This is a genomic window from Dysgonomonas sp. Marseille-Q5470 (assembly GCF_951230145.1).
Classification (GTDB): domain Bacteria; phylum Bacteroidota; class Bacteroidia; order Bacteroidales; family Dysgonomonadaceae; genus Dysgonomonas.
Window position 1 is genome coordinate 494,778 of sequence record NZ_CATNVE010000003.1, and the last position, 21,676, is coordinate 516,453.

At 35.8% G+C, this 21,676-nt stretch carries 16 protein-coding genes; 3 read left to right on the plus strand and 13 right to left on the minus strand.

Features of this window, described 5'->3' with window-relative positions; translation table 11 throughout:
* Window positions 1–49: 49 nt before the first annotated feature.
* On the plus strand, window positions 50–2,263 hold the full coding sequence (locus tag QOX35_RS08100; protein WP_283686509.1) for a heavy metal translocating P-type ATPase: 2,214 nt from the start codon (window positions 50–52) through the stop codon (window positions 2,261–2,263).
* A gap of 20 nt (window positions 2,264–2,283) precedes the next feature.
* The gene (locus QOX35_RS08105; RefSeq protein ID WP_283686510.1) at window positions 2,284–2,502 is read left to right on the plus strand and encodes a heavy-metal-associated domain-containing protein; all 219 of its coding nucleotides are present in this window, start codon (window positions 2,284–2,286) and stop codon (window positions 2,500–2,502) included.
* Window positions 2,503–2,675: 173 nt separating this feature from the next.
* Here QOX35_RS08105 and QOX35_RS08110 read toward each other — a convergent pair whose 3' ends face one another.
* From QOX35_RS08110 to dpp5, 3 genes are all read right to left on the minus strand, one after another.
* Window positions 2,676–3,056, minus strand: coding sequence for a DUF3244 domain-containing protein (locus tag QOX35_RS08110; RefSeq protein ID WP_283686511.1), 381 nt, complete (start codon window positions 3,054–3,056; stop codon window positions 2,676–2,678).
* A gap of 167 nt (window positions 3,057–3,223) precedes the next feature.
* Complete coding sequence (locus QOX35_RS08115) at window positions 3,224–4,930, minus strand: tetratricopeptide repeat protein (protein ID WP_283686512.1); 1,707 nt, start codon at window positions 4,928–4,930, stop codon at window positions 3,224–3,226.
* Between the two features lie 197 nt (window positions 4,931–5,127).
* On the minus strand, window positions 5,128–7,206 hold the full coding sequence (dpp5, locus tag QOX35_RS08120) for a dipeptidyl-peptidase Dpp5 (protein WP_283686513.1): 2,079 nt from the start codon (window positions 7,204–7,206) through the stop codon (window positions 5,128–5,130).
* A 402-nt stretch (window positions 7,207–7,608) separates the two neighbouring features.
* On the opposite strand from dpp5, the gene QOX35_RS08125 reads away from it, so the two are divergent.
* Window positions 7,609–8,640: a M57 family metalloprotease gene (locus tag QOX35_RS08125; protein WP_283686514.1), complete on the plus strand. Its 1,032-nt coding sequence runs from the start codon at window positions 7,609–7,611 to the stop codon at window positions 8,638–8,640.
* A gap of 164 nt (window positions 8,641–8,804) precedes the next feature.
* Here QOX35_RS08125 and QOX35_RS08130 read toward each other — a convergent pair whose 3' ends face one another.
* From QOX35_RS08130 to QOX35_RS08175, 10 genes are all read right to left on the minus strand, one after another.
* On the minus strand, window positions 8,805–10,097 hold the full coding sequence (locus QOX35_RS08130) for a 3-keto-disaccharide hydrolase (protein WP_283686515.1): 1,293 nt from the start codon (window positions 10,095–10,097) through the stop codon (window positions 8,805–8,807).
* Between the two features lie 193 nt (window positions 10,098–10,290).
* Complete coding sequence (gene murQ / locus QOX35_RS08135; protein WP_135104066.1) at window positions 10,291–11,112, minus strand: N-acetylmuramic acid 6-phosphate etherase; 822 nt, start codon at window positions 11,110–11,112, stop codon at window positions 10,291–10,293.
* A 6-nt stretch (window positions 11,113–11,118) separates the two neighbouring features.
* Window positions 11,119–11,976: a BadF/BadG/BcrA/BcrD ATPase family protein gene (locus QOX35_RS08140; protein WP_135104067.1), complete on the minus strand. Its 858-nt coding sequence runs from the start codon at window positions 11,974–11,976 to the stop codon at window positions 11,119–11,121.
* Window positions 11,973–13,142, minus strand: a complete 1,170-nt coding sequence (locus tag QOX35_RS08145) for an acyltransferase family protein (RefSeq protein WP_135104068.1) — start codon at window positions 13,140–13,142, stop codon at window positions 11,973–11,975. Before QOX35_RS08145 ends, QOX35_RS08140 begins: the two co-directional genes overlap by 4 nt.
* Before the next feature lie 128 nt (window positions 13,143–13,270).
* Window positions 13,271–14,506, minus strand: a complete 1,236-nt coding sequence (locus QOX35_RS08150) for an exo-beta-N-acetylmuramidase NamZ family protein (RefSeq protein ID WP_283686516.1) — start codon at window positions 14,504–14,506, stop codon at window positions 13,271–13,273.
* Window positions 14,507–14,528: 22 nt separating this feature from the next.
* The gene (locus tag QOX35_RS08155; RefSeq protein ID WP_135104070.1) at window positions 14,529–16,379 is read right to left on the minus strand and encodes an MFS transporter; all 1,851 of its coding nucleotides are present in this window, start codon (window positions 16,377–16,379) and stop codon (window positions 14,529–14,531) included.
* A 25-nt stretch (window positions 16,380–16,404) separates the two neighbouring features.
* Window positions 16,405–17,700, minus strand: coding sequence for a SpoIID/LytB domain-containing protein (locus QOX35_RS08160; RefSeq protein ID WP_283686517.1), 1,296 nt, complete (start codon window positions 17,698–17,700; stop codon window positions 16,405–16,407).
* Entirely contained in the window at window positions 17,685–18,638 is a 954-nt protein-coding gene (locus QOX35_RS08165) for a DUF4922 domain-containing protein (RefSeq protein WP_283686518.1), read from the minus strand. Before QOX35_RS08165 ends, QOX35_RS08160 begins: the two co-directional genes overlap by 16 nt.
* A gap of 85 nt (window positions 18,639–18,723) precedes the next feature.
* A complete protein-coding gene (locus QOX35_RS08170) occupies window positions 18,724–20,184 on the minus strand; it encodes a glycosyltransferase family 2 protein (RefSeq protein WP_283686519.1) in 1,461 nt (486 codons plus the stop codon).
* 7 nt (window positions 20,185–20,191) lie between these two features.
* Window positions 20,192–21,670, minus strand: coding sequence for a sodium:solute symporter (locus tag QOX35_RS08175; RefSeq protein ID WP_283686520.1), 1,479 nt, complete (start codon window positions 21,668–21,670; stop codon window positions 20,192–20,194).
* Between the last annotated feature and the right edge of the window lie 6 nt (window positions 21,671–21,676).

Here is a 21,676-nt window from a genome sequence, read left to right on the forward strand (position 1 = left end):
AGCCTTCTAGGCTATTGTTTCCATATTTGTATCACAAAAGAATACAATTATGAAAACTGATAATAGAGTAAAAAAAACATTTCCTGTATTGCAAATGAGTTGTGCTTCGTGTGCTATTAGTGCCGAAAGTATAGTAAAAGGGCTGAATGGTGTAAACAATGCTTCAGTCAATTTTGCTACGGCAACTCTAAGCGTAGAATACCAACCAGAAATAATTACCCCTGAGCAAATACGAACAGCCGTTCAAGATGGAGGATATGACTTGTTAATAGAGGATGACAAGGATGCTGCGGCTGATGTATTAGAAGATATGCATATCAAAAAGTTTAATGTCTTAAAAAAGAAGACAATTTTTGCAGTTATCTTCTCACTGCCTGTTGTTATTATCGGCATGTTCTTTATGGATATTCCGTATGCCAATGAAATAATGTGGATGCTTTCCACTCCTGTTATATTCTGGCTCGGAAGGGATTTTTTTATCAACGCATGGAAGCAGGCGAAGCATCGTTCGGCTAATATGGATACATTGGTTGCTCTGAGTACAAGTGTCGCATATCTGTTTAGTGTCTTCAATACCTTATTTCCTCAATTTTGGCTAGATAGGGGAGTCCATCCTCATGTTTATTTCGAGGCAGCCTGTGTTATTATAGCATTTATCTTGCTTGGACGATTATTAGAGGAAAAAGCCAAAGGGAATACATCTTCATCGATAAAAAAACTGATCGGGCTCCAACCTAAAACAGTTACAGTTTCCGAAAATGGGAATTATACAGAGCTTCCCATAGAGCAGGTAAATATTGGCAATATAATAGTTGTGAAACCCGGTGAAAAAGTCGCTGTTGATGGAGTGGTGATAGAAGGTTCATCTTATGTTGATGAAAGTATGCTTAGTGGTGAACCGATACCTGTATTAAAGAAAGAAGGGGAGAAGGTTTATGCCGGAACAATAAATCAGAAAGGGGCTTTTTTGTTTCAGGCAGAAAAAGTAGGAGCGGATACAATACTCGCTCAAATTATCAGGATGGTACAAGAAGCTCAGGGAAGTAAAGCCCCTGTACAAAAGTTGGTAGATAAAATTGCAGGTATATTTGTTCCCATCGTGATGTCTATTGCCCTCCTTTCTCTTGCTGTTTGGTTTATATATGGAGGCTCTGATGGGATTACTCATGGTATCTTAGCATTGGTTGCCGTGTTAATCATTGCCTGTCCTTGTGCTTTGGGATTGGCTACACCTACAGCTATTATGGTTGGAATAGGAAAAGGTGCCGAAAAAGGGATATTGATAAAGGATGCCGAAAGTCTTGAGTTAGCAAAAAAAGTAGATGTCGTAGTGTTAGATAAAACCGGAACCATAACAGAAGGTAAACCAGTTGTTACTGATATTTATTGGCTGAATGGCGATGATAATAAAAAAGATGTTTTGTATAGCCTAGAAAAACAATCTGAACATCCTTTGGCTGATGCTGTAACAAATTATTTGGCTGGTATTGTTTCAGTGCCTATTTGGGAATTTGAGAGTATTACAGGAAAGGGTGTGATTGGGCTTGTTGATGGAGAAAAATATTTTGTTGGAAATGAGAAATTCCTCGATGAAAACGGCGTAATTGTCGACAAGGTGCTACTTGAAAAGATGGAAAATTCAAGCCATTCTTTAAAAACTATGATATGGTTTTCTGACAGTAAAAAGGCCATTGCTTTAATAGCTATTACAGATGAAATAAAGACCACATCTTTATCAGCAATACAACAGCTTCAATCTTCAGGTATAGAAGTGTATATGCTAACAGGTGATAATTATGCCACGGCAAAAGAAATAGCTTCAAAAGTAGGTGTAAATCATTTTCATGCAGAAGTTTTGCCTCAGGATAAAGCTGAGTTTGTGGAGCAGTTACAATCAGAGGGTAAAGTTGTGGCTATGGTTGGAGATGGTATAAATGATAGTACTGCATTAGCGCAGGCGGATTTGAGTATTGCGATGGGAAAGGGGAGTGATATCGCCATAGATGTGGCTAAAATGACCATTATCTCTTCAGATCTGACAAAGATATCTGAAGCTATAAAATTATCAAAACAAACAGTCGCCACTATTCGCCAAAATCTATTTTGGGCGTTTGTATACAACCTGATTGGCATTCCTTTGGCTGCAGGAGTTCTTTATCCAATAAATGGATTCTTATTAAATCCTATGATAGCCGGTGCAGCAATGGCTTTAAGTAGTGTGAGTGTTGTAAGTAATAGTTTGAGATTAAAATGGACTAAATAGTTAATTTATATATTAAAGTTATGGAAAATAATATTTTGAAATTCAAAACAAGCATTAATTGTGGAGGGTGTATAGCTAAAGTGACTCCTTATCTAGATTCTGTGAAAGGTATATCTAAGTGGGAAGTAGATACAGCTGATAAAAATAAAGTATTGTCTGTCATATCTGATGAGGTTGTGGAATCAGATATTGTCAATGCTGTTCAGCAAGCAGGATTTAAAATAGAAAAGATCAATTAAATAAAAAAATAAAAGTCTGTCATTACCACAACGATAGACTTTTACAATAATTTAATTGAATGAAAATAAGTAACCGTAGTGCAAGCTGTAAATAAGAAGTATTGAAAAGCAAAATAATTGCCGCACTACGGTAATGAAAATCAGAAAAACCACTCTATATTTTTATGCTAACTTTATAAGATAAAATTAGCTGTTGCAGACTTTTTATAGGTAACGTTATTTAATACAATTTTATAAGATCCTGAAGCCCAGGTTGCCATGTCAATTGATAATACTTTACCTCCGTATTTAACAACAGTTTTAGTATATACTAATGTATTTGCAGCATTGTATACTTCTATCTTAAACTCACTCTTCGTATAAAAATACAAATCTAGATTAGTCCCTTCGATGTACATATCGATAGGCTCTACACCCGAAGTCTTAGTTGTACCTTCATCGGCTATATCACCTTTTATTTGTATTTTGTTATCGTTGATGGCAGTTGTGTCAGCATTTATAGTCGCCGGCAGTAAAAGAAAAATAAATGATAGAAGGTAAAGATATTTTTTCATAACATGCATTAATTTAATGTTTGTAATTCCAGACACTAAATTACTCAAGATATGCTATGCTTGTGCTATATATATAGGTGGATATGACTTTTTTTGACTATCCGTTTTTGATAAGTCTTTTTGTTACAGTTGTTTATTTCTATTCGAGAGGAACCGAAATATGACTTTTATTTTGACTTAGTCGGTGTTGAAAATGTCTCGTTTTGGTTCTTTGCAACATTACTATCCAAATAATCGACTATATTTCCATAATCTTTTACCCCAATTTTCTTTCTAATCGAAGATCTTTTCGAAGTAATTGTATTAATGCTTTGTTCCATGATAATGCTTATTTCAGCATTCGTAAAATCTGAATATATAAGACAACATATTCTAAATTCAGATTCATCTAGCTGAGGAAAGGCTTCTCTCAGCGAATCAAAGAATCCATCGTGTAGTTCATTCATTGTTTGATATAGCAAATCCCAATCAAGACTAGCTTGATTATATACAATTTCATTAAACTTCTTTAGTAGTTTTTCTCCATGCTTCTTTTCATCTTCGCGTAAAAAACCTTCCAGCAGAGCTGACTTCTTTAGGATATCGAAGTGGTGTAGTAGTTTATTTCTGAACGAATCTTCTTTTTTATCGTAACTTTTAGCCATTTGGTTCAATTGGCTTATTTTTTGTTCGGCTTCTAATAATTCTCTACCATTTTTCTGTGTTTTATAATAAAAGAAGAACCCTATAATAAGCGTAGTAAGTCCAAGTCCTAATAATATGATAAACAAAAATTGCCTTTGAATTAACAGTCGGTTATTCGTGTTTTTTACCAGCTCATAATCATACTTTTTCTGTATATCCAGAATAGCTTGATTTTCATTGTTTTCATAAATATTATAAAGATTATTAATACAATCTTTATTATAGTCTAATGCTCGTCTATAATTGTTTTTTTCTTCTTCTATCATAGATAAAGATTCATATATTCTAGATGTTAGAAATGGATCATTACTCTCTTTCAAAAATTTCAGAGATTTCTCAAAATAGAAAATAGCTGAATCACTTTTATTTTCACTATAAAGTACTTGCGCCAAAGATGAGTATATCTTAGCTCTGGTAATGCTACTGTTAGCGAAAGGGATCGCTTTATTCAGATATTCTTTTGATTTAGCAAAATTCCCTTCTTTTTTAAATATGAGTCCTAGATTATGCCTTATGTTTGATTGACAAATCGAGTCTTTTGTAATATCGGCAATTTCAAGCCCTTTTTGATAATAATAGAACGCACTGTCATTTTCTTTTTTCAACAAAAAACTGTTTCCTATATCTCTGAGCGAAAATGCTTCATTTTTATAGTTGCCTGCTTTTTCAAAATAGCTGGCAGCTCTCTTAAAACGAATAAGAGATTCATCTTGTAAGAGTTCATTATAATACAAATATCCTATATGTGATTGAATTAACCCTTTAATATTGAAATTGTTTATTGTTTGGTCTGCATAGGTCTCGGCATCCAAGTAAGCACTCATAGCCTCTTTGTTCTTTTTTTGATCTTTCAGAACCCTGCCGGAGTAAAAGCTAGCGAGAGTTCCGTTAACCATATCATTGTGTTTTATATAATAGTCTTTTACATTGAAGATTATAGTATCCTTCGAAATGTCTTTGTTGCTTTTATCTCTAGCCTGAATTCTTAAGAGATTGTATTTGTTGAATTTTTCTTTATTCAGATTTTCGGGATATAAAATAGAATCTAATAGAGCAAGAGCACTGTCGGGCTTGTTGTCTATAAGTGATTCTGCTTCAAAAATATACCTTTCAGCATTTTCTGATCCGGGGTTACATGCAAAACACGTAAAGGCTAAGATTAGAATAACAAATAATCTTATATATCTCATAATTCGTAAACTTCAATGTGAAAACTGTATACTTCTCTATATACAAAGTTACTTTTTATATTTTTTAATCTAACAAATGTTTGTTCTAAAATAGTTAAATTTTCGTTGTGTAGATTAATAATAATAGAATTAAATAGAGCAAACAAAAAAGGTTATTACCAATTAAGATAATAACCTTTTATATGAGTGCTAAATTTTTATTTTAGGTATGCATCAAACCAACGGAAGAACTCTCTCTGGAACAGAATTCCGTTTTGAGGTTGAGATATCCAGTGGTTCTCGTTTGGATAAATCAGCATTCGAGCTGGAATGCCTTTAAGTTTTGCAGCATTGAATGCCATCATACCTTGAGATGCAAGAATTCGGTAGTCAAGTTCGCCATGAGTGATCATAATAGGAGTATCCCACTTGTCTATAAACTTATGAGGAGAGTTAGCATAGGAGCGTTGAGCAATAGAATTGCTTCTATCCCAGAAAGAACCGCCTAAGTCCCAATTTGCAAACCACATTTCTTCAGTTTCAAGATATTGGGCTTCCAAATTGAAGATTCCTGCATGCGCAAGGAATGCCTTAAACCGTTTGTTATGATTTCCGGCTAACCAATATACCGAGAACCCGCCATAACTAGCGCCTGTGCATCCTAATTTGTCTGCATTTACATAAGGCTCTTTTGCTAAAGCATCAATTGCAGAAAGATAATCCTTCATATTCTGACCGCCATAATCTTTACTGATTTGCTCCAGCCATTCTTGACCAAAGCCGGGTAAACCTCTACGGTTAGGGGCTACAATGATATATCCGTTAGCTGCCATCATTTGTAAATTCCAACGATAAGACCAAAACTGGCTCACAGTACTTTGAGGTCCTCCCTGGCAGTATAATATTGCAGGGTATTTCTTATTCGGGTCAAAGTTTGGAGGATAAACAACCCATGTAAGCATTTTCTTGCCATCGGTAGTCGGTATCAAGCGTTCCTCTACTTTACCCATCGTTAATTGGCTGAGTATATCTTTGTTTTCGAAACTTAGTTCAGTCGCTTCTCCTGTAGAAATATTTACAGAGTATATTTCATTCGGCTTAGATAATGAATGACGAAGTGCTATAAGTTTGTCTCCGGCTATCTCAAATGATTCATAATCATGATCGCCTTTGGTGATTTGTTTTATCTCTTTTGTGTGAATATAAGCCTGGAACAATTGAGTTTTAGCTTCAACACAAGAAACAAAATAAATACTCTGATTATCATCACTCCATAAAAGGAAATCGGTATTATAATCGAATGCTTCGGTCACATATGTCTTTTCTTTTGTCGCTAGATTCATGACAAACATTCTGTTTTTGTCTGACTCGTAGCCTTCACGTTCCATACTTTGCCAAGCTATATATTTGCCATCGGGAGAGAATACAGGGTTTATATCATATCCCATCATACCCTCTGTGAGGTTTTCGGTCTGCTTATTTTCTATATTGAATAGATAAATATCTGAATTGGTAGACAAAGCGTATTCCAATCCTTTTTTCTTGCGACATGTGTATGCGATGGACTTGCTATCAGGGCTCCAAGCCAACTGCTCGGTGCCTCCAAATGGAAGCATTGGACATTCGTATGGTTCATCGCCAAGAATATCAATTCCGTCTGATACTTTTTCTCCATCAAAATCAGCAACAAAAGTATGAGGGATTTCTTCAACCCACTCAGACCAATGTTTATACATCAGGTCATCAATAATTCGTCCCGACGCTTTAGGTAGATCTTTGTAACGGTCAGTAGTACGCTCTCCGAATTTTATGTTTTTGATGTACATAATTCTTTTCCCGTCAGGAGAATAAGAGAATCCATTAACATCACCTTCTATATTGCTTATTTGCTTACGGTCGCTACCATCTGGATTCATTTCCCATATTTGAGAAGATCCACTCTCGCTACTCAAGAAGGCAATCTTAGTACCAACTTTCACCCAGATAGCGTTGTTTTCGCTTTTAGGAGTCTGTGTTATTTGTTTTTTGTCAGAACCATCTACGTTCATCGTAAATAGTTCTTTGTTTGTTTTATTCTGCTCAATGCTTACATAAGTTACACCATACAATATCTTCGATTTGTCAGGTGAGACCTGAACATCAGATACACGTCCAAAACTATACAATACTTCGGGCGTCATTATTCCGTTTTCTACCTTTACGGAGGCTTTGCCTATGATGGGCTCATCTTTTTCTGTATTTGCCTTCTTGTCGGCAGAATTACATGCGGCCAAGACTGCACCTAAAACTAATGCCATAATGGATTTATATTTCATATACTTATTTATTTTATGGCTTCAAAGGTATTGGTTTTTTGTAATACATACAACTTTAATTATAATTGTGAGGACAATATATTTTACATCTTTTTTATCCTTTTTATCTAGGATTACAGAATGATGCTTTGAGTATTTTTTTCAGAATACATGTTATAGCTTGAGACTAAATATCTATATGTAAATATTTTATACATCCAATAAAAAGTCATATATTAAGAAATTTATATTCTGTTAATTATTTGTATATCAATTGTTTGTATGGTTTGTGCTGAAGTAAAAAGTCACATTCAAAATAAAATTTTAAATATATGCATATATTTAATTTAAATTTATCTCTACATAGCAATATTGCTAAAGAACAGACCTTAGCTATCAATTATTATGAAAAAATTAACCTTTTCCTTATTATTCCTACTTACAATAGGATTTTTAAGTTGTCAGAACGATGATGTAGTTGATGAAAGTATATTTATTAACGTTTTAGAATTAGAGAATGATAAGTCTATAATTAAAGAATTAGGCTTTGATGTATCAACTCTAGTTGACAGAGGAGATTATTATTTGGTCGAGGGGGATATTGGTTTAATAAAAAAGAACTTAAAGCAACATCTCGCAGAATTTAAAGGAGAGTCTTATAAGAGTTCCAAAACTAAACAAGGATACTTTAGTGGAAGATTAGTATCTCTTGATAATGCAAAATCTATGTCAGTCAGGATAGATGCATCTGTTCCTGTTTCTGGTACAGGCTCTGATTGGAGAACAGCCGTGCAGACTGCTATAAATGCATGGAATAATATTTCCGGAAGTTGTATTTATTTCTATTTTACAACAAGTTCAACAGCAGATATTACAGTGAGGCGTGAATATAGTTCAGGTGGTGAATATGCTAGAGTCTCTGATTTTCCTCTAAATCAGAAACCATCAAAAGAAATTGTTGTAAACTCGATGCATGACAATGGGTATGCTTATAAGGCAAACACCTTAATACATGAAATGGGACATACTATTGGTTTCTTGCATACACATTACACTCCTGCTCAACAAGGTGGTGTGCTAGTTCCTAATACTCCCACAATAGATGACAATTCTATAATGTCTTATAATCGCGATCGCTCATTGATACCCGGATTTAGTTCTAATGATATTGCAGCAACTAAATTTTTATATCCGGTTTTACCTACTGATTATATTCCGATTCATGTAGGATATGTAAAAGTTGGTGATACATTCTCAATTCCATTAAATGGTAAAACCGTACAAGGATATGCTGCTTCTTTTTTACATCTTGGCGGTGGTCAATTTAGGGTAGAATATATTTCTAATGCTGTCGAAAGACAAGTTTTTGGTGAAATAGCGACATGGGATTCTTTCCAAAGAAAACAATTTGTATACAGGATCTTTTATGGTAATTGATATCTGTTAAATGAAGACAATATTAGAATCGCCAAGGTTTTTCAATCGCTATATTTTAGTTACACTATAATAAAAAGAAGATTCTATTAAAAAAAGTAGTGACGGTAGGAATTCATTCCTACCGTCACTATATTAAATTAAGTCTATATGAATTACCTTTTCTATTACAGTGTTTTTAGCTTTAAATTACGCCATAGAACTTTTATGCCGCCGCCATCATGTATTTGAAGCGCTATACGTCCTTGTCCTGCACCGATTTTCTCATCATCAAAGTTGACCATCTCTTGTCCATTAAGCCATGTCGTTACTTTGTTACCCTGAACGAGTATACGCATAGTATTCCAGTCGCCAACCTTAAGAAACTCTTCTTTCTCTTTAGGTATTTGAATCAACCATCCTCTGCCGTACGATTCGTAGATGCCACCTGTTCCATGACCTTTAGGCGCTACTTCTACTTGCCAGCCATTCACTTTTACATCTTCTTCGATAAACGAACGGATAAATACTCCCGAATTCCCATCTGCTTCTTGTTTAAATTCAACAGTCAGGTCAAAATTATCATAATATTCGCGCGTAGCTAGATACCCATATTGTTTGTCAGGACCGCTTTCGCAGACCAAAAGTCCATCTTGTACGTACCATTTTTCTGTTCCATAAACGTCCCAGCCTTTCAGGTCAGTCCCGTTGAACAGATTTACTTCTTTCGATTTCGTTGGTAGTTCTTTAATCTTTATATTGCGGAACGATGCCGGATATCCATGATCCTGAAGACATAATACACCTTTTTTCGCCAGTCCGTATTCTGGAGCATCTTTCCATTTTCCACTATTCTTTCGTTCGAACCAATCATCAGTCCATGCTTCGAACTCTAATATTTTTACACCATTCAACCAGTGTTCTACATGTCCATTGTCAAATACAATTTTAGAATTGTTCCATTCTCCCTGAGGATTGACTTTCATTTTTGTTGTATCAGGAATATGCATAGCATAATCTGCACCCAGATCTTGCCAGGCTTCAAGTTTTTCCGCGAAATTAGGGGTGTCTATCAATTGGTATTCAGGTCCTGTAACATACGGAACTTTATATTGGGGTCTTTCCACTACATGATATAGCATACCACTATTCCCACCTTTCGATAATTTCCAATCCCAAGATAGCTCGAAATTTTCATACTTTTTTTCTGTAACAATGTATCCACTGGCATCGCTACCATCACCTTTAGCCTGAATGCAGCCATCTACAACATGCCAAGGCTCTGTGAGTGATGTGCCATTGTAGTCGCGCCATCCATTAAGTGTTTCTCCATCAAATAAAAGTTGCCAACCTTCTTGCTTCTCTTTTTCGGTCAGAGTGTTGGGTTTTTCTCCACCGATGCAGGCTGTAAAAGATACTGCCACAATGGAGCATAGTGTCAGTAGGATTTTAGGAGTCTGTTTTTTAATTGTAAACATCATATTTGATTTTGGTTTATAAATAGGTTAAACTTATCGGTAAAGATAATGAATTATGTATAAAACACTTACTGCTCAGCAGCAACACTTTGTATAAATCTACTTTTTGGGACGAATGACCCAATAATGCTGACGTATCGAATAAGTGTATAATCTTCTGTATAGTAGTGATCTATATGTTTACTATTTAGAGTGATTATTTATTGTCAGTTCTGTATGCATCCACAGCTTTTTTAACCGAACCATGTAGTAATAGTAAATGCTTTGCTTGTTCATAATCCAAGCCTAACTCTTCGGATACCATGCGTGTTCCCCTGTCTACAAGTTTTGCATTCGATAATTGCATGTTGACCATTCGGTTACCTTTCACCCGTCCTAATTTTATCATGGTAGCCGTAGTGATCATATTCAATATCATTTTTTGACCTGTGCCGGATTTCATGCGCGAACTACCTGTGACATATTCAGGGCCAACTATCATTTCTATTGCTATTTCTGCTTCCTGAGCAATAGGCGAATCGGGATTGCTAGAGATGGATGCTGTAAGAATTCCATGTTTGCGAGCTTCACGTAAAGCTCCTACAACGTATGGCGTTGTACCTGATGCAGCAATCCCAATTACTGTATCTTTATCATTTATGTTGTGAGCTTGTAATTCCGTCCAGCCCGATTCCATATTGTCTTCGGCTTTTTCTACCGGGTTGCGCAATGCTGTATCGCCTCCTGCAATGAGCCCGATAACGAATGTTTTTGGCATGCCAAATGTTGGTGGAATTTCGGAAGCGTCCAATACACCAAGACGTCCGCTAGTACCTGCTCCCATATAGAAAATACGCCCTCCTTGTTGCATCCGGGGTACTATTTGCGAAACAAGTTTTTCTATTTGTGGTATTGCCTTTTCTACAGCTAAAGCTACTTTTTTATCTTCATTGTTTATGTCTGTCAAGAGTCCAAGTACAGACTTGTTCTCAAGATTGTCATATAGCGACGGTTGCTCTGTTATCTTTACAAAAGCCATGTTGAATTAATTATGTATTGTTTGACATTCGCCTGCATAGTATTTTATGAGACCCTCCATCGGAGACTGAGAGATGATACCTACTTTAATATTTAAGTCAGCACCAACTTTGCGTACCAAATCTTTATAATAGTATGCTACCGACCCGGTGAAATGCACATCATTATTTTTGTAGTCATATTGCATCACATTTTTTACAAAAAAGTCTTTGAAAGCATTGTATACTAGATCATAAACCGTTTTATCGTGTATATTCTCTACCAAAAACGGTGATAAACTTGCCAAAAAACGATTTGCAAGAGGTTGTCTATATACCATATCCAGAATAGCTGCTGGGGTGAGATCAAATTCTTTCAGGAATTTTTCTTTCAACCCTTTTGTTAATTGGTTTTTCAGGCATGCTCCTAAGAATAAGCGTCCAAGTACAGCACCGCTTCCTTCGTCACCTAATACATAGCCAAGAGGTGAAACGTTCTCAACAATCTCTTCTCCGTCATAAAAACAAGAGTTTGATCCTGTGCCAAGTATGCAAGCGATACCTTTTTTTGTTCCACATAATCCTTTTGCCGCTGCAACCAAATCACTATTTACTTCAATGTGAGATGTCTTTATGTTATCTGCTATCGCATCTCTTACAATTTTATTCTTTTCGGGTGATGCACATCCTGCACCAAAAAAATGGACAGAATCTATTGTGTGTCCATTGAGGACGGGGTTAATAACTTTCTTTATTTCTTCACTAATATCTTCTCGAGACCGAAAAAACGGATTTGCTCCTTTGGTAGAAATCTGTTTGATCTCTTTAGTACCTTCTACTAAACGCCAATCGACCTTTGTAGAGCCGCCATCTGCTAATAATATCATATTTTAATATAGATTTTCTTTTTATACAATATGTTTCCTATTATCCAATTAAATCCTACAAACAAAAGGGCATATACAAGCGAACCGAGGTAATTACCCAGATAAGGTTGTAGGCAGATTTGATATATGAAATTTTTTAAATTAATTATATTTCCGTCATATGTAAAAATTATGTTTCCGAGCAAAATAGAGAAAATACCTGCTGCAACATATATAAATAAAGGATTTACACCGAATGATTCAAAAAATACACTCCATTTTTTATGCCCTTTTATATCAATGATCCATATCAGAAGAGCAAGCAACGTTGATGCTAACCCACATGTTGCCAAAACAAATGTAGGAGACCATATTTTTTTGTTAATCGGACAACCGTAACTAAGTAAAAAGCCCAAGAATGTCATTACCGCTCCGATTATAAATAAACGTTGTATTCGCTCGTTATTGTCTTTGGTTGTTAGGAGAATTTCTCCGCAACAGAATCCAATTAGTACGTGGCAGATTGCAGGAATTGTACTTAATAGCCCTTCAGGGTCAATTGCCAAACCGCTATCTTTATACATGTGATTTGTACCCAAAACAGCTCTGTCAAAGACTGAGATAATATTATCCTCGCTAAAGTCGAATCCGTTGCCAAATAAGAGCAGTAAAAAATATCCAATGAGTGTAACAACTATGATATAAGGGATATACTTATGTTTTACAAATATAGCTATCAGAGCTGTAGCACCGTATGTAAGTGCCAGTCGTTGCATAACACCGAGTATTCGGATATGCTCGAAGTTTGTAATAGCTGTTATAAATCTTTCAAAAAAGCCAATATCTTCACTCGATAGACTATTAAATGTTCTGAATGACAATGAGAGCCAGCCCAATCCAATCCCGATGAGGAATATAACTACCGTTCTTTTTAGTATTTTGAAGAGTGTAGGCTTGCTGAACTCAAAATTGAATTTTCTTAACGAGACGTAAGTTGATATTCCCATAATAAACATGAAAAATGGGAAAACCAAGTCGGTAGGAGTTAGTCCATGCCACGCTGCATGTCCCAGAGGCGAATATATATAGCTCCACGAACCCGGGTTATTTACCATTATCATTCCGGCAATGGTTATTCCCCGCAGTATGTCGAGAGATAGGAGTCTGCTACTTGGTTTTTGAGTCATTTGTTACTTTTTTTATATTGCTTATAATCAAGTATTATGGTGCTAAAAGGTGACAAAAGTGACACTTTTTCGGTATGTTTATATTGTAACCTTTTGCTTTGTAATTTTCAAATTGGTATCTCAAATAACTATTTATATAGATAATATTTTTTTGATGTCTTTTTAAACGGTTCTGTTTCTTTATACCAAAAATCTTTTATATCATCGAATCTATTATTCTTAGCAAATGTAAGTCTTACATAGTCACTTCCCGAAACCTGGTCAAACATTCTATAGCGTTTATCATTCGCATTGTCAAAAATAGCTTTGTCAGGATACAATCTAGCTATTTCCTGCATCACATAAAACTGTATTTCGGATAAACGAGCTTTTTCATAATTCATTATATGTACTTGTACACCTTCCAGTTGCTCTCCTTGTCCTACAGAATAGAACGGTTTCAGATATATTGGTCTGAAATGTATCCCCGGCAAGTGTAATTTGTTAAGATTATCAGCCAGATCGCTGACTTTGATCCATTGGGCAGCAAACATCTGGAATGGAATTGTATAACCTACACCGATAGACATATAGCCTAATTCACCTAAGATTCCGGATACGGGATACATAACTGCTGAAATTGGTTGTGGAATATGAGGTGAAGATGGAATCCATTGCAATCCTGTTTGCTCGTACGTCATTTTACGCTTCCAGCTTTTCATTTTTACTACGTGCAGTTTACACTGTCTGCTTAGCATATTCTCTCCGTTTAGCAGCAATGCTAATTCACCGCAAGTCAACCCATATACATAAGGTATTTTGAACTGGCTTACAAAAGAAATAAATTTGTCGTCAACCAATCCGCCTTCAACTTTTAAACCTCCTAGAGGATTTGGTCTGTCGAGAACTACGAACTCCACATTGTTTTCCGCAGCAGCCTGCATTGCTAGTCCCATTGTACTAATGTAAGTGAACGAACGGCAACCTATGTCTTGTATATCATATACCAGCACATCAATGTTTTTAAGCATCTCGGTAGAAGGAAAACGTGTTTTTCCATGTAATGAATATACGGGTAATCCTGTTTTCGGGTCTGTTACATTATCTACATGATCTCCTGCGTGCGCATCGCCTCTTACTCCATGTTCGGGAGCAAAAAGAGCAACTAACTGTACATTCTTTGCTTCATGAAGAATATCGATGGTAGATTTCATATTATTGTCTACCCCTGTAGGATTTGTTATAAGTCCCACACGCTTTCCTTCTAGTATTTTAAAGTTTTGTTCTTTTAAAACTTCGATTCCTGTCTTAATCTTTATCTTCTGTGCGAAGGTTGTGAAAGAGAACAAGAATAATAGTGATAATATTATCGATACTTTTTTCATTGTTGATTACTTTTTATTGTTTTTAAGATTCTTTATCCGTTGCTTTACCATAGCTTGGATTTATCTTCAGTAAAGAAACAGCAATGATCGGAATAATGCTACAGATCATTACCCAAATGAAGAAGTGATTGTATCCTAATTGTTCTTGAAGCCATCCTGCAAACATACCCGGAATCATAAGGCCTAGAGCCATAAAGGCGGTACAAAAAGCATAATGGGATGTTTTATGTTCCCCCTCAGAGAAATACATTAGATATAACATATATGCAGTAAAACCAAATCCGTAACCAAATTGCTCAATAAATACACAAATATTTATTATTAATAGATTATCCGTTTGGCTAAAACTTAAATAAAGGAATGTTGCAATGGTAAGTAACATACTTAATGTCATTGGCCATAACCATTTCTTTAATCCACCTTTTGCGGCTACCAATCCACCTATAATACCTCCCAGTGTAAGCCCGATAATACCGATTGTACCGTATACTAATCCAACCTCACCTGTCGTTAGTCCTAAACCACCTACATCTTTTGAATCTAATAGAAACGGATTAATAAGCTTCAGTAGTTGAGCTTCAGAAAAACGATAAGTGAGCATGAAAAATATAGCAATACCTATTTGTGGTTTCTTAAAGAATGTAACAATCGTTGTTCCAAACTCTCGTAAGATAGATTTAGTTGTAATGTGCGCATGCGGTATATCCGAATCCGGTTTAGGTAATGCAACTCTGTGGTAGAAGCTGAAAAATATAAATAATCCGGCTAATACAAAAAAGGTGACAGACCATGCAAAAGGGATATTCCCTGATAGACCTTTGTATTCAGCAGAACTAGCAGTCGTTAATTTAGGATCTATCTGAAAAATAAGATATGCGGGTTTATTCCAGTTATTCTGGTTAAAAGATAGCCGTTCCCCATGTAGCAAAGAAATACTATTATCTCCTCGATTCATGGTTGTGTTTAAGATCATTTCTTTTCCTTCTTCTGGTTTCTTCGACAACCATATTGCTTGGATAGCAATATTTCCAGTATGATCGGCTTCTGTAACGTAACGTTTTTCTCCGAAGTTATTTTTTATCCAATTCCCAAAAGGGTTTGAAATGTTTTTTTTCCACCAACCGTCTTCCTTTTTTTTATCTTCCTTTTCTTTTAATATAAAGCCATTTTTTATGTTTGATTCTGAAACCTTTGTCAGGATAACTGTCAAACTATCTTTATTCACTTTGTGTGTCCCTATTTGTATAATATTTTTATCTGTAATGAAATGTATATCTCCATCTTGCTCAGTAATATTTTGCACTTTCGGTACAAATAAAGTAGATTGGGAGTATTGAGGGGATGCATCAATATTTACTGTAACAGGTTCACATCCCGATGTACTTTCCAGAAAGCCTGCAAGAATAATGAGTACTCCTTGGCCCATAATGATTGCGATACGGAAAAACGTACTTCTGATTCCTACGTATTTAGCTTGATCGTTAGAGTTAAGCCCTAACATATAAAATCCATCCGCAGCGATGTCATGTGTTGCAGAACTAAAGGATAATAATGCAAAAAATGCTAATGTAGCTTGAAAAAAGAATGGAACAGGTATAGTAAAAGCAATTCCTGCAAATCCGGCTCCAATTAGTAATTGCATCGTTATTATCCACCAACGTTTGGTTTTCAATAAATCGACAAAGGGACTCCATAAGAATTTAAGAACCCATGGTAGGTACAACCAACTCGTATAAAGCGTTATATCTGCATTTGATATGCCCATCCGCTTATACATAATAACAGAAATTGTAACTACAGCAACATTCGGTAGACCTTCAGCTAGATAAAGCGATGGAATCCATGCCCACGGTGATTTTTTCTTTTCTTTCATGGTTTTATCCTTCGTATAAATTTATTTAATATAACTTTTCAATAGTTGCATCGAGATAATAATGCAACAATATTTGATTGTATTGATAGCCTTTTTCACCCATCACTGCAGCACCTATCTGGCAAAGGCCGACACCATGTCCCCAGCCGGCTCCTGTTAAGATGAATTGATCATCTTTTTTGTCGACAGTAAAAGCAGAACTATACAAGTGAGATTCTGACAAAGTACGCCTGATTTCCAATTCTTTGCCGATGGTCATGGTTTTCTTAGATCCTACTATTTTCAGCTTGATTAATCGTCCTGATGTTCCTCTTTCTATAGCGATTAGTTCTTGAATTGTTCCGAAATCTATACCTGAACGCCTGTATGCCAATTCGGATAATTCTGTTTGGGTGTATACTACTTGCCAACGATAAAAGTCGGTTGTTTCCTGATCATAATTATTCAGAACCTGACTTAATATCTTTTTATCTTGCGTATTGCAAAATGCAGAAGGACGAGTATGTATCCATTTTATGGATTCCTGTTCTTGTGTCAGGTCAGGTATATCCTTTGTACTGTCATCATCTCTTAGTTTTACTAGGTAGGGGAATTTTGTATCTTCCCAGCAGTTTTGAAACTCTTCGACAATTCCTCCGCAACATTTAGAGAAACGAGCATCGCATATTTTGTTCTCAGACTTTAGTACTTGACCTTTGGTTTCTTCTATAGCTTGTTTAACGATATCAATATTTGAGTTGGCTCTTGTTATGCCCTGATAACGCTGACAATGATCGTCTGCGCATACGTCAAAATTGACGTGGTCTTCTCTATCGTACCAACGAATTCTTTCATCTTCAGTTTCGATGAAAGTGGTATATTTTTCTTCTTGTGCAATAATCTCGCGATTTTTTTCTATTTGGGCTAAGAGCCAACTACGAGATATCACTGCGTGAGCTTTTAGTAATTCGAGAGAAGCAGTGGCACTCATCTCGGAAGATATAACACTTGTCAGGTAATCTTCTACACTGATAATATTGATTGCAGTGATCGTATCATTCTCTACTATTAGTTTCAATGCTCCTTGAAATTCTTGATCTTCCTTCCGTTCCCAGTGGAAGTTGATGCCAATTACGACATCTTTAATAGTGAATGATGCATCTTTATGTTTTGGTTCGAAATATAATTCATCATAGGCACTTCCATTCCATACGATTTTTCCATCGATGAAAGAAACGGTGTTTTCTCCAGAGGCTTCTTGTCCTTGGTATAAATAGGCATCATTGAGAATAAAAGTTATTTTTTTATTCCATAAAATGCCGACACTTACTTTTGGTTCCATACGCTTTGTTTTATCTTATCGGTAATAGACTGCATTTGTTGAATGTCGATACATATCTCTTTTAATATGAGAGAAATGTCTTCTTTCGTAATCTTTTCAAAATCTTTTTCAAGAGGAGTGATAAATACACCTCCCAAATCTACAGAGGCAGGGCTGATTAGCAAGTTTTCTTCACCTTCGGCAAAGAAGCAAGCCGGACGGTGCTTTTCTCGAGGAAAGATGCAACTGTACCATATATCATTGTTGTACCAAGTGATGATATTCACCATTGGCTCCTGATCGCCTTCTTTTACTTCAAGGAGGTTATATAACAGCTTAAAAAAACGGATGGCTTCTTCTCTATCTTTTGTCTCAATCAAAAAACAATTTCTTTGATAGCTTTTTAATGCAGAAACCCCTGTTGATTCGGTTGTATATATCGTTTCTTTTGGTAGGGACTCTATGTCATTTTCTATTGGCAAGAATCCTTTTATCCCCGCCTGAAAGTGCGCGTGGTCGGGTGCCGAAGCTCCACATTTAGGTCCATTGTAAAATATAGTATATTCACACAGGCTTTTTGCCAAGTCGAGCATATCACTATATCTGTTGAAGATAAGTTGATCGGTATGCTCGTATGTTGGTATTGTAAAGTGTTCAGGAAAAATAGGAAATGGATTTACAAGTATCTGATAGTTTTTGGCAAAGTCAATTCCTCTTTGTTCTTTTGGTAGATTATTTGGACAAAGGAAGCATTTTCTTTCCTGTATGGATTTCGCATCTACTTTTGCAGCAGATGATTGAATGCGTGCAGGATTGAATTGAACCCTTATTTTAAATCCATCAAAATGAAACTCTTTTGTTTTTACACGGTTAAGAGCTTCAAAATTTATTCTTGCCAAATCCCATTCTTTCAACTGAGATTGTAATAGCTCTTTTGCTTCTTTAGATGTACGATCCATATCTTTTTATTTGGCATCAAAAAATGAGGGCTTTTTCATGAGTAGTAAATCCAACCCTCATTTTTTCAAACTTTTTTAATTACAATTACCTATTGCTTTTGTTAAGAGCAATACGAGCTTCAACTTCCCATGTGCGAATTCTATCCTTATATGTATTGTGTGCATTCATCTTCACTATGTCTAATGATGCATCAGAGTTGTCATCCCAACGGCGGCAGAGGTATAAGACATCATATATACGTCCTATTTGGTAGTTGCGCGAAAAATGTAGGCCTAACGCATAATCTTCTCCGTAACTGGTATTAGGTACTTTGATTTCTCTCAGAACAGGCGTGTAAAATGCACGTGGAGCACCCAAGCCGTTTATACGCAAAGCATTGTTTCGTCCATTGTCTGGTGTCCATTCTTTATGATCAATAATACCCGGAGGTATCATTTTCATATCGAAGTCGGTAAGCATATATGTTCCTACTACCATGGCGCAGTTTTGTTCGTAGAATGCATCTACTATTTTTTGCAAGGTATTTTCATCAGAATATACATCATCACTATCCAATTGGACTGCAAATTTTCCACACTTCGGGTGGTGTACACCGGCATTCCAACAACCTCCTATTCCCAGTTCTTTATTTTCGGGAATAACGTGGATAAGGCGTTCGTCTGTAAATTTGTCAATAGCTTCGGTGGTGCCATCGGTAGAATAGTTATCTACGATAATAAGATTGAACTTAAAGTTTGTTTTCTGGCTTAGTACAGATTTTATCGCATCAGAAATTGTTTTGATACGGTTTCTGACAGGAATTATTACCGAAGCCTCGTACTCAAAGTTTACCTGATCAAATTCTACTTTTCGGAAGTTAGGAGCTAAGTATGCACCAATTTTCTTCAAGTGTTCTGTACATGCTTTTTCCATCTCAATTTGCACTTCCCGATTTTTAGGATCTACGTAGTCAAAAACTTTTTCGCCGCTTTTACGGGTATCGTTTTCTATTTCTGTATATAAATATTCGTTTATATGTACAATCTCGGATTCTTGAGATACTTTTAATCGAAGATCATATATGCCTGCAAACTTATACTCTGCCTCCATATCGGCTACAGCTTTCTTTAATCTGTCGGACTTGTATATTAATACAGACCCGAAATTGAAATCGTCCCGCAAACTCCCTTTCTGGTATGTGATCACAGGACTGTTTTTCTTTTCGTTATTTGCTATTTGATAATGATCGGCATACACCATTCCTGCACCTGAGTCAGCTGCTATTTGCAACATACGGTCTAAGGCAAACATGCCAAGGCGTAGACTTGCAGACTTGGTGTAGATCAGCGTATATTCAGCGTCGGCTTTAGATGCTATTTTCTTTATTGTTGCTGTTGAGCGTAGCGTATCTATATCTAATATGTCGCAACCTTCAATGGTTTCTTGATTATCGTTTTCTTTTAGCAGATATATTTTATTTACTAGCTCAGATTCCTTAAGAGATAATATAGTCTCTTTTACTTGACTTACGCTTTGAAAAGGTATAAAACAATTGATCTTCATCATTTTCAGTTTATTTCGTTTGATAATATTCTACTGTTGATTTATTTTTGGTTGTAAGAATAAACAATCCTATGAATGTTAATATAGCATTTATAATTAATATTTCGTAGCTAAACCTATATCCGTTGAACCATATTTCGGAGTTTTTATCCAGAATAAAACAGATTATAGGTGCTATAATTGTAACTAATGGTATATATCTGTCTTTGACTGCCTTTTTCGTAAAAATACCAAAGGCAAATAAGCCTAATATAGGACCGTACGTATAGCTGGCCAGAATATATACGGCATCAATAACGGAAGTATTGTTAAGTAGGTCTATTATGATGATTGTCACTCCCATCGTTATAGCCATGCCTATGTGAACTTTTTTCCGTATCTGTGCTACCTCTTTTTCTGATTTTTTCTTTGTGCTTTCCAGTATGTCTACCGTAAAAGATGTAGTCAGAGCTGTCAATGCGGATCCGGCAGCAGCATAGGCAGCAGATATCAAACCGATAATAAACAATACGCCGACTATGGTAGGGAAGTATCCGCCCGTGGCTAGTAGGGGAAATATTTCATCGCTTTTTCCGGGAGTAGATATATTGTTCTGAAATACATAGATATATAATAAAACCCCGAGCATTAAGAACAATAGATTAATTATTAATTGCATTGAACCACTGATAATAATATTTTTTTGAGAATCGCTGGAATTCCTACAGCTCATATTTTTCTGCATCATATCTTGATCTAGTCCTGTTGTGGCTATCACAGTAAATATGCCGGCAAGAAACTGTTTGAAAAAGAAGCGTCTGTCATTTATATCATCAAAGAAAAAAGTTTTAGAGAAATCATGTTCGTTAATGCTTGATAACATACTCGAAAAATTAAGACCTAAGTCTGATGCAATATAATAGATACATAATCCTACGGAAACAATTAAGCAGAATGTTTTTAAAGAATCTGTCCATATTAATGATTTTACTCCACCCTTGTATGTATAAAGCCATACCAACCCGACTGTAAATACCACATTCAAAATAAAAGGAAGCTTAAGTGGTGCAAAAACTAATAGTTGCAATACGATACACACTAAAAATAATCGAACAGCAGCTCCCAACATCTTAGATATGAAAAAGAGCCAAGCACCTGTTTTATATGATGCAATACCAAAGCGGTTTTCTAAATATTCATATATGGATGTCAGGTTCATCTTGTAAAATAAAGGAACCAGAACAAATGCAATAATAAATTGTCCTAGGACAAACCCCATCACCATCTGCATATACGAAAATCCACTGGTGGCAACCATACCCGGGACAGATACAAAAGTTACCCCAGATATAGCAGATCCAATCATAGCAAAGGCAACGACATACCATGGCGATTTACGGTTTCCGGTAAAGAATCCCTGATTGTCTGCTTTGCGTCCTGTTATATATGATATGGCAAAGAGTATGCTAAAATAAAATGCTATAGTTAATAGTACTAATATAGGACTCATTCAACT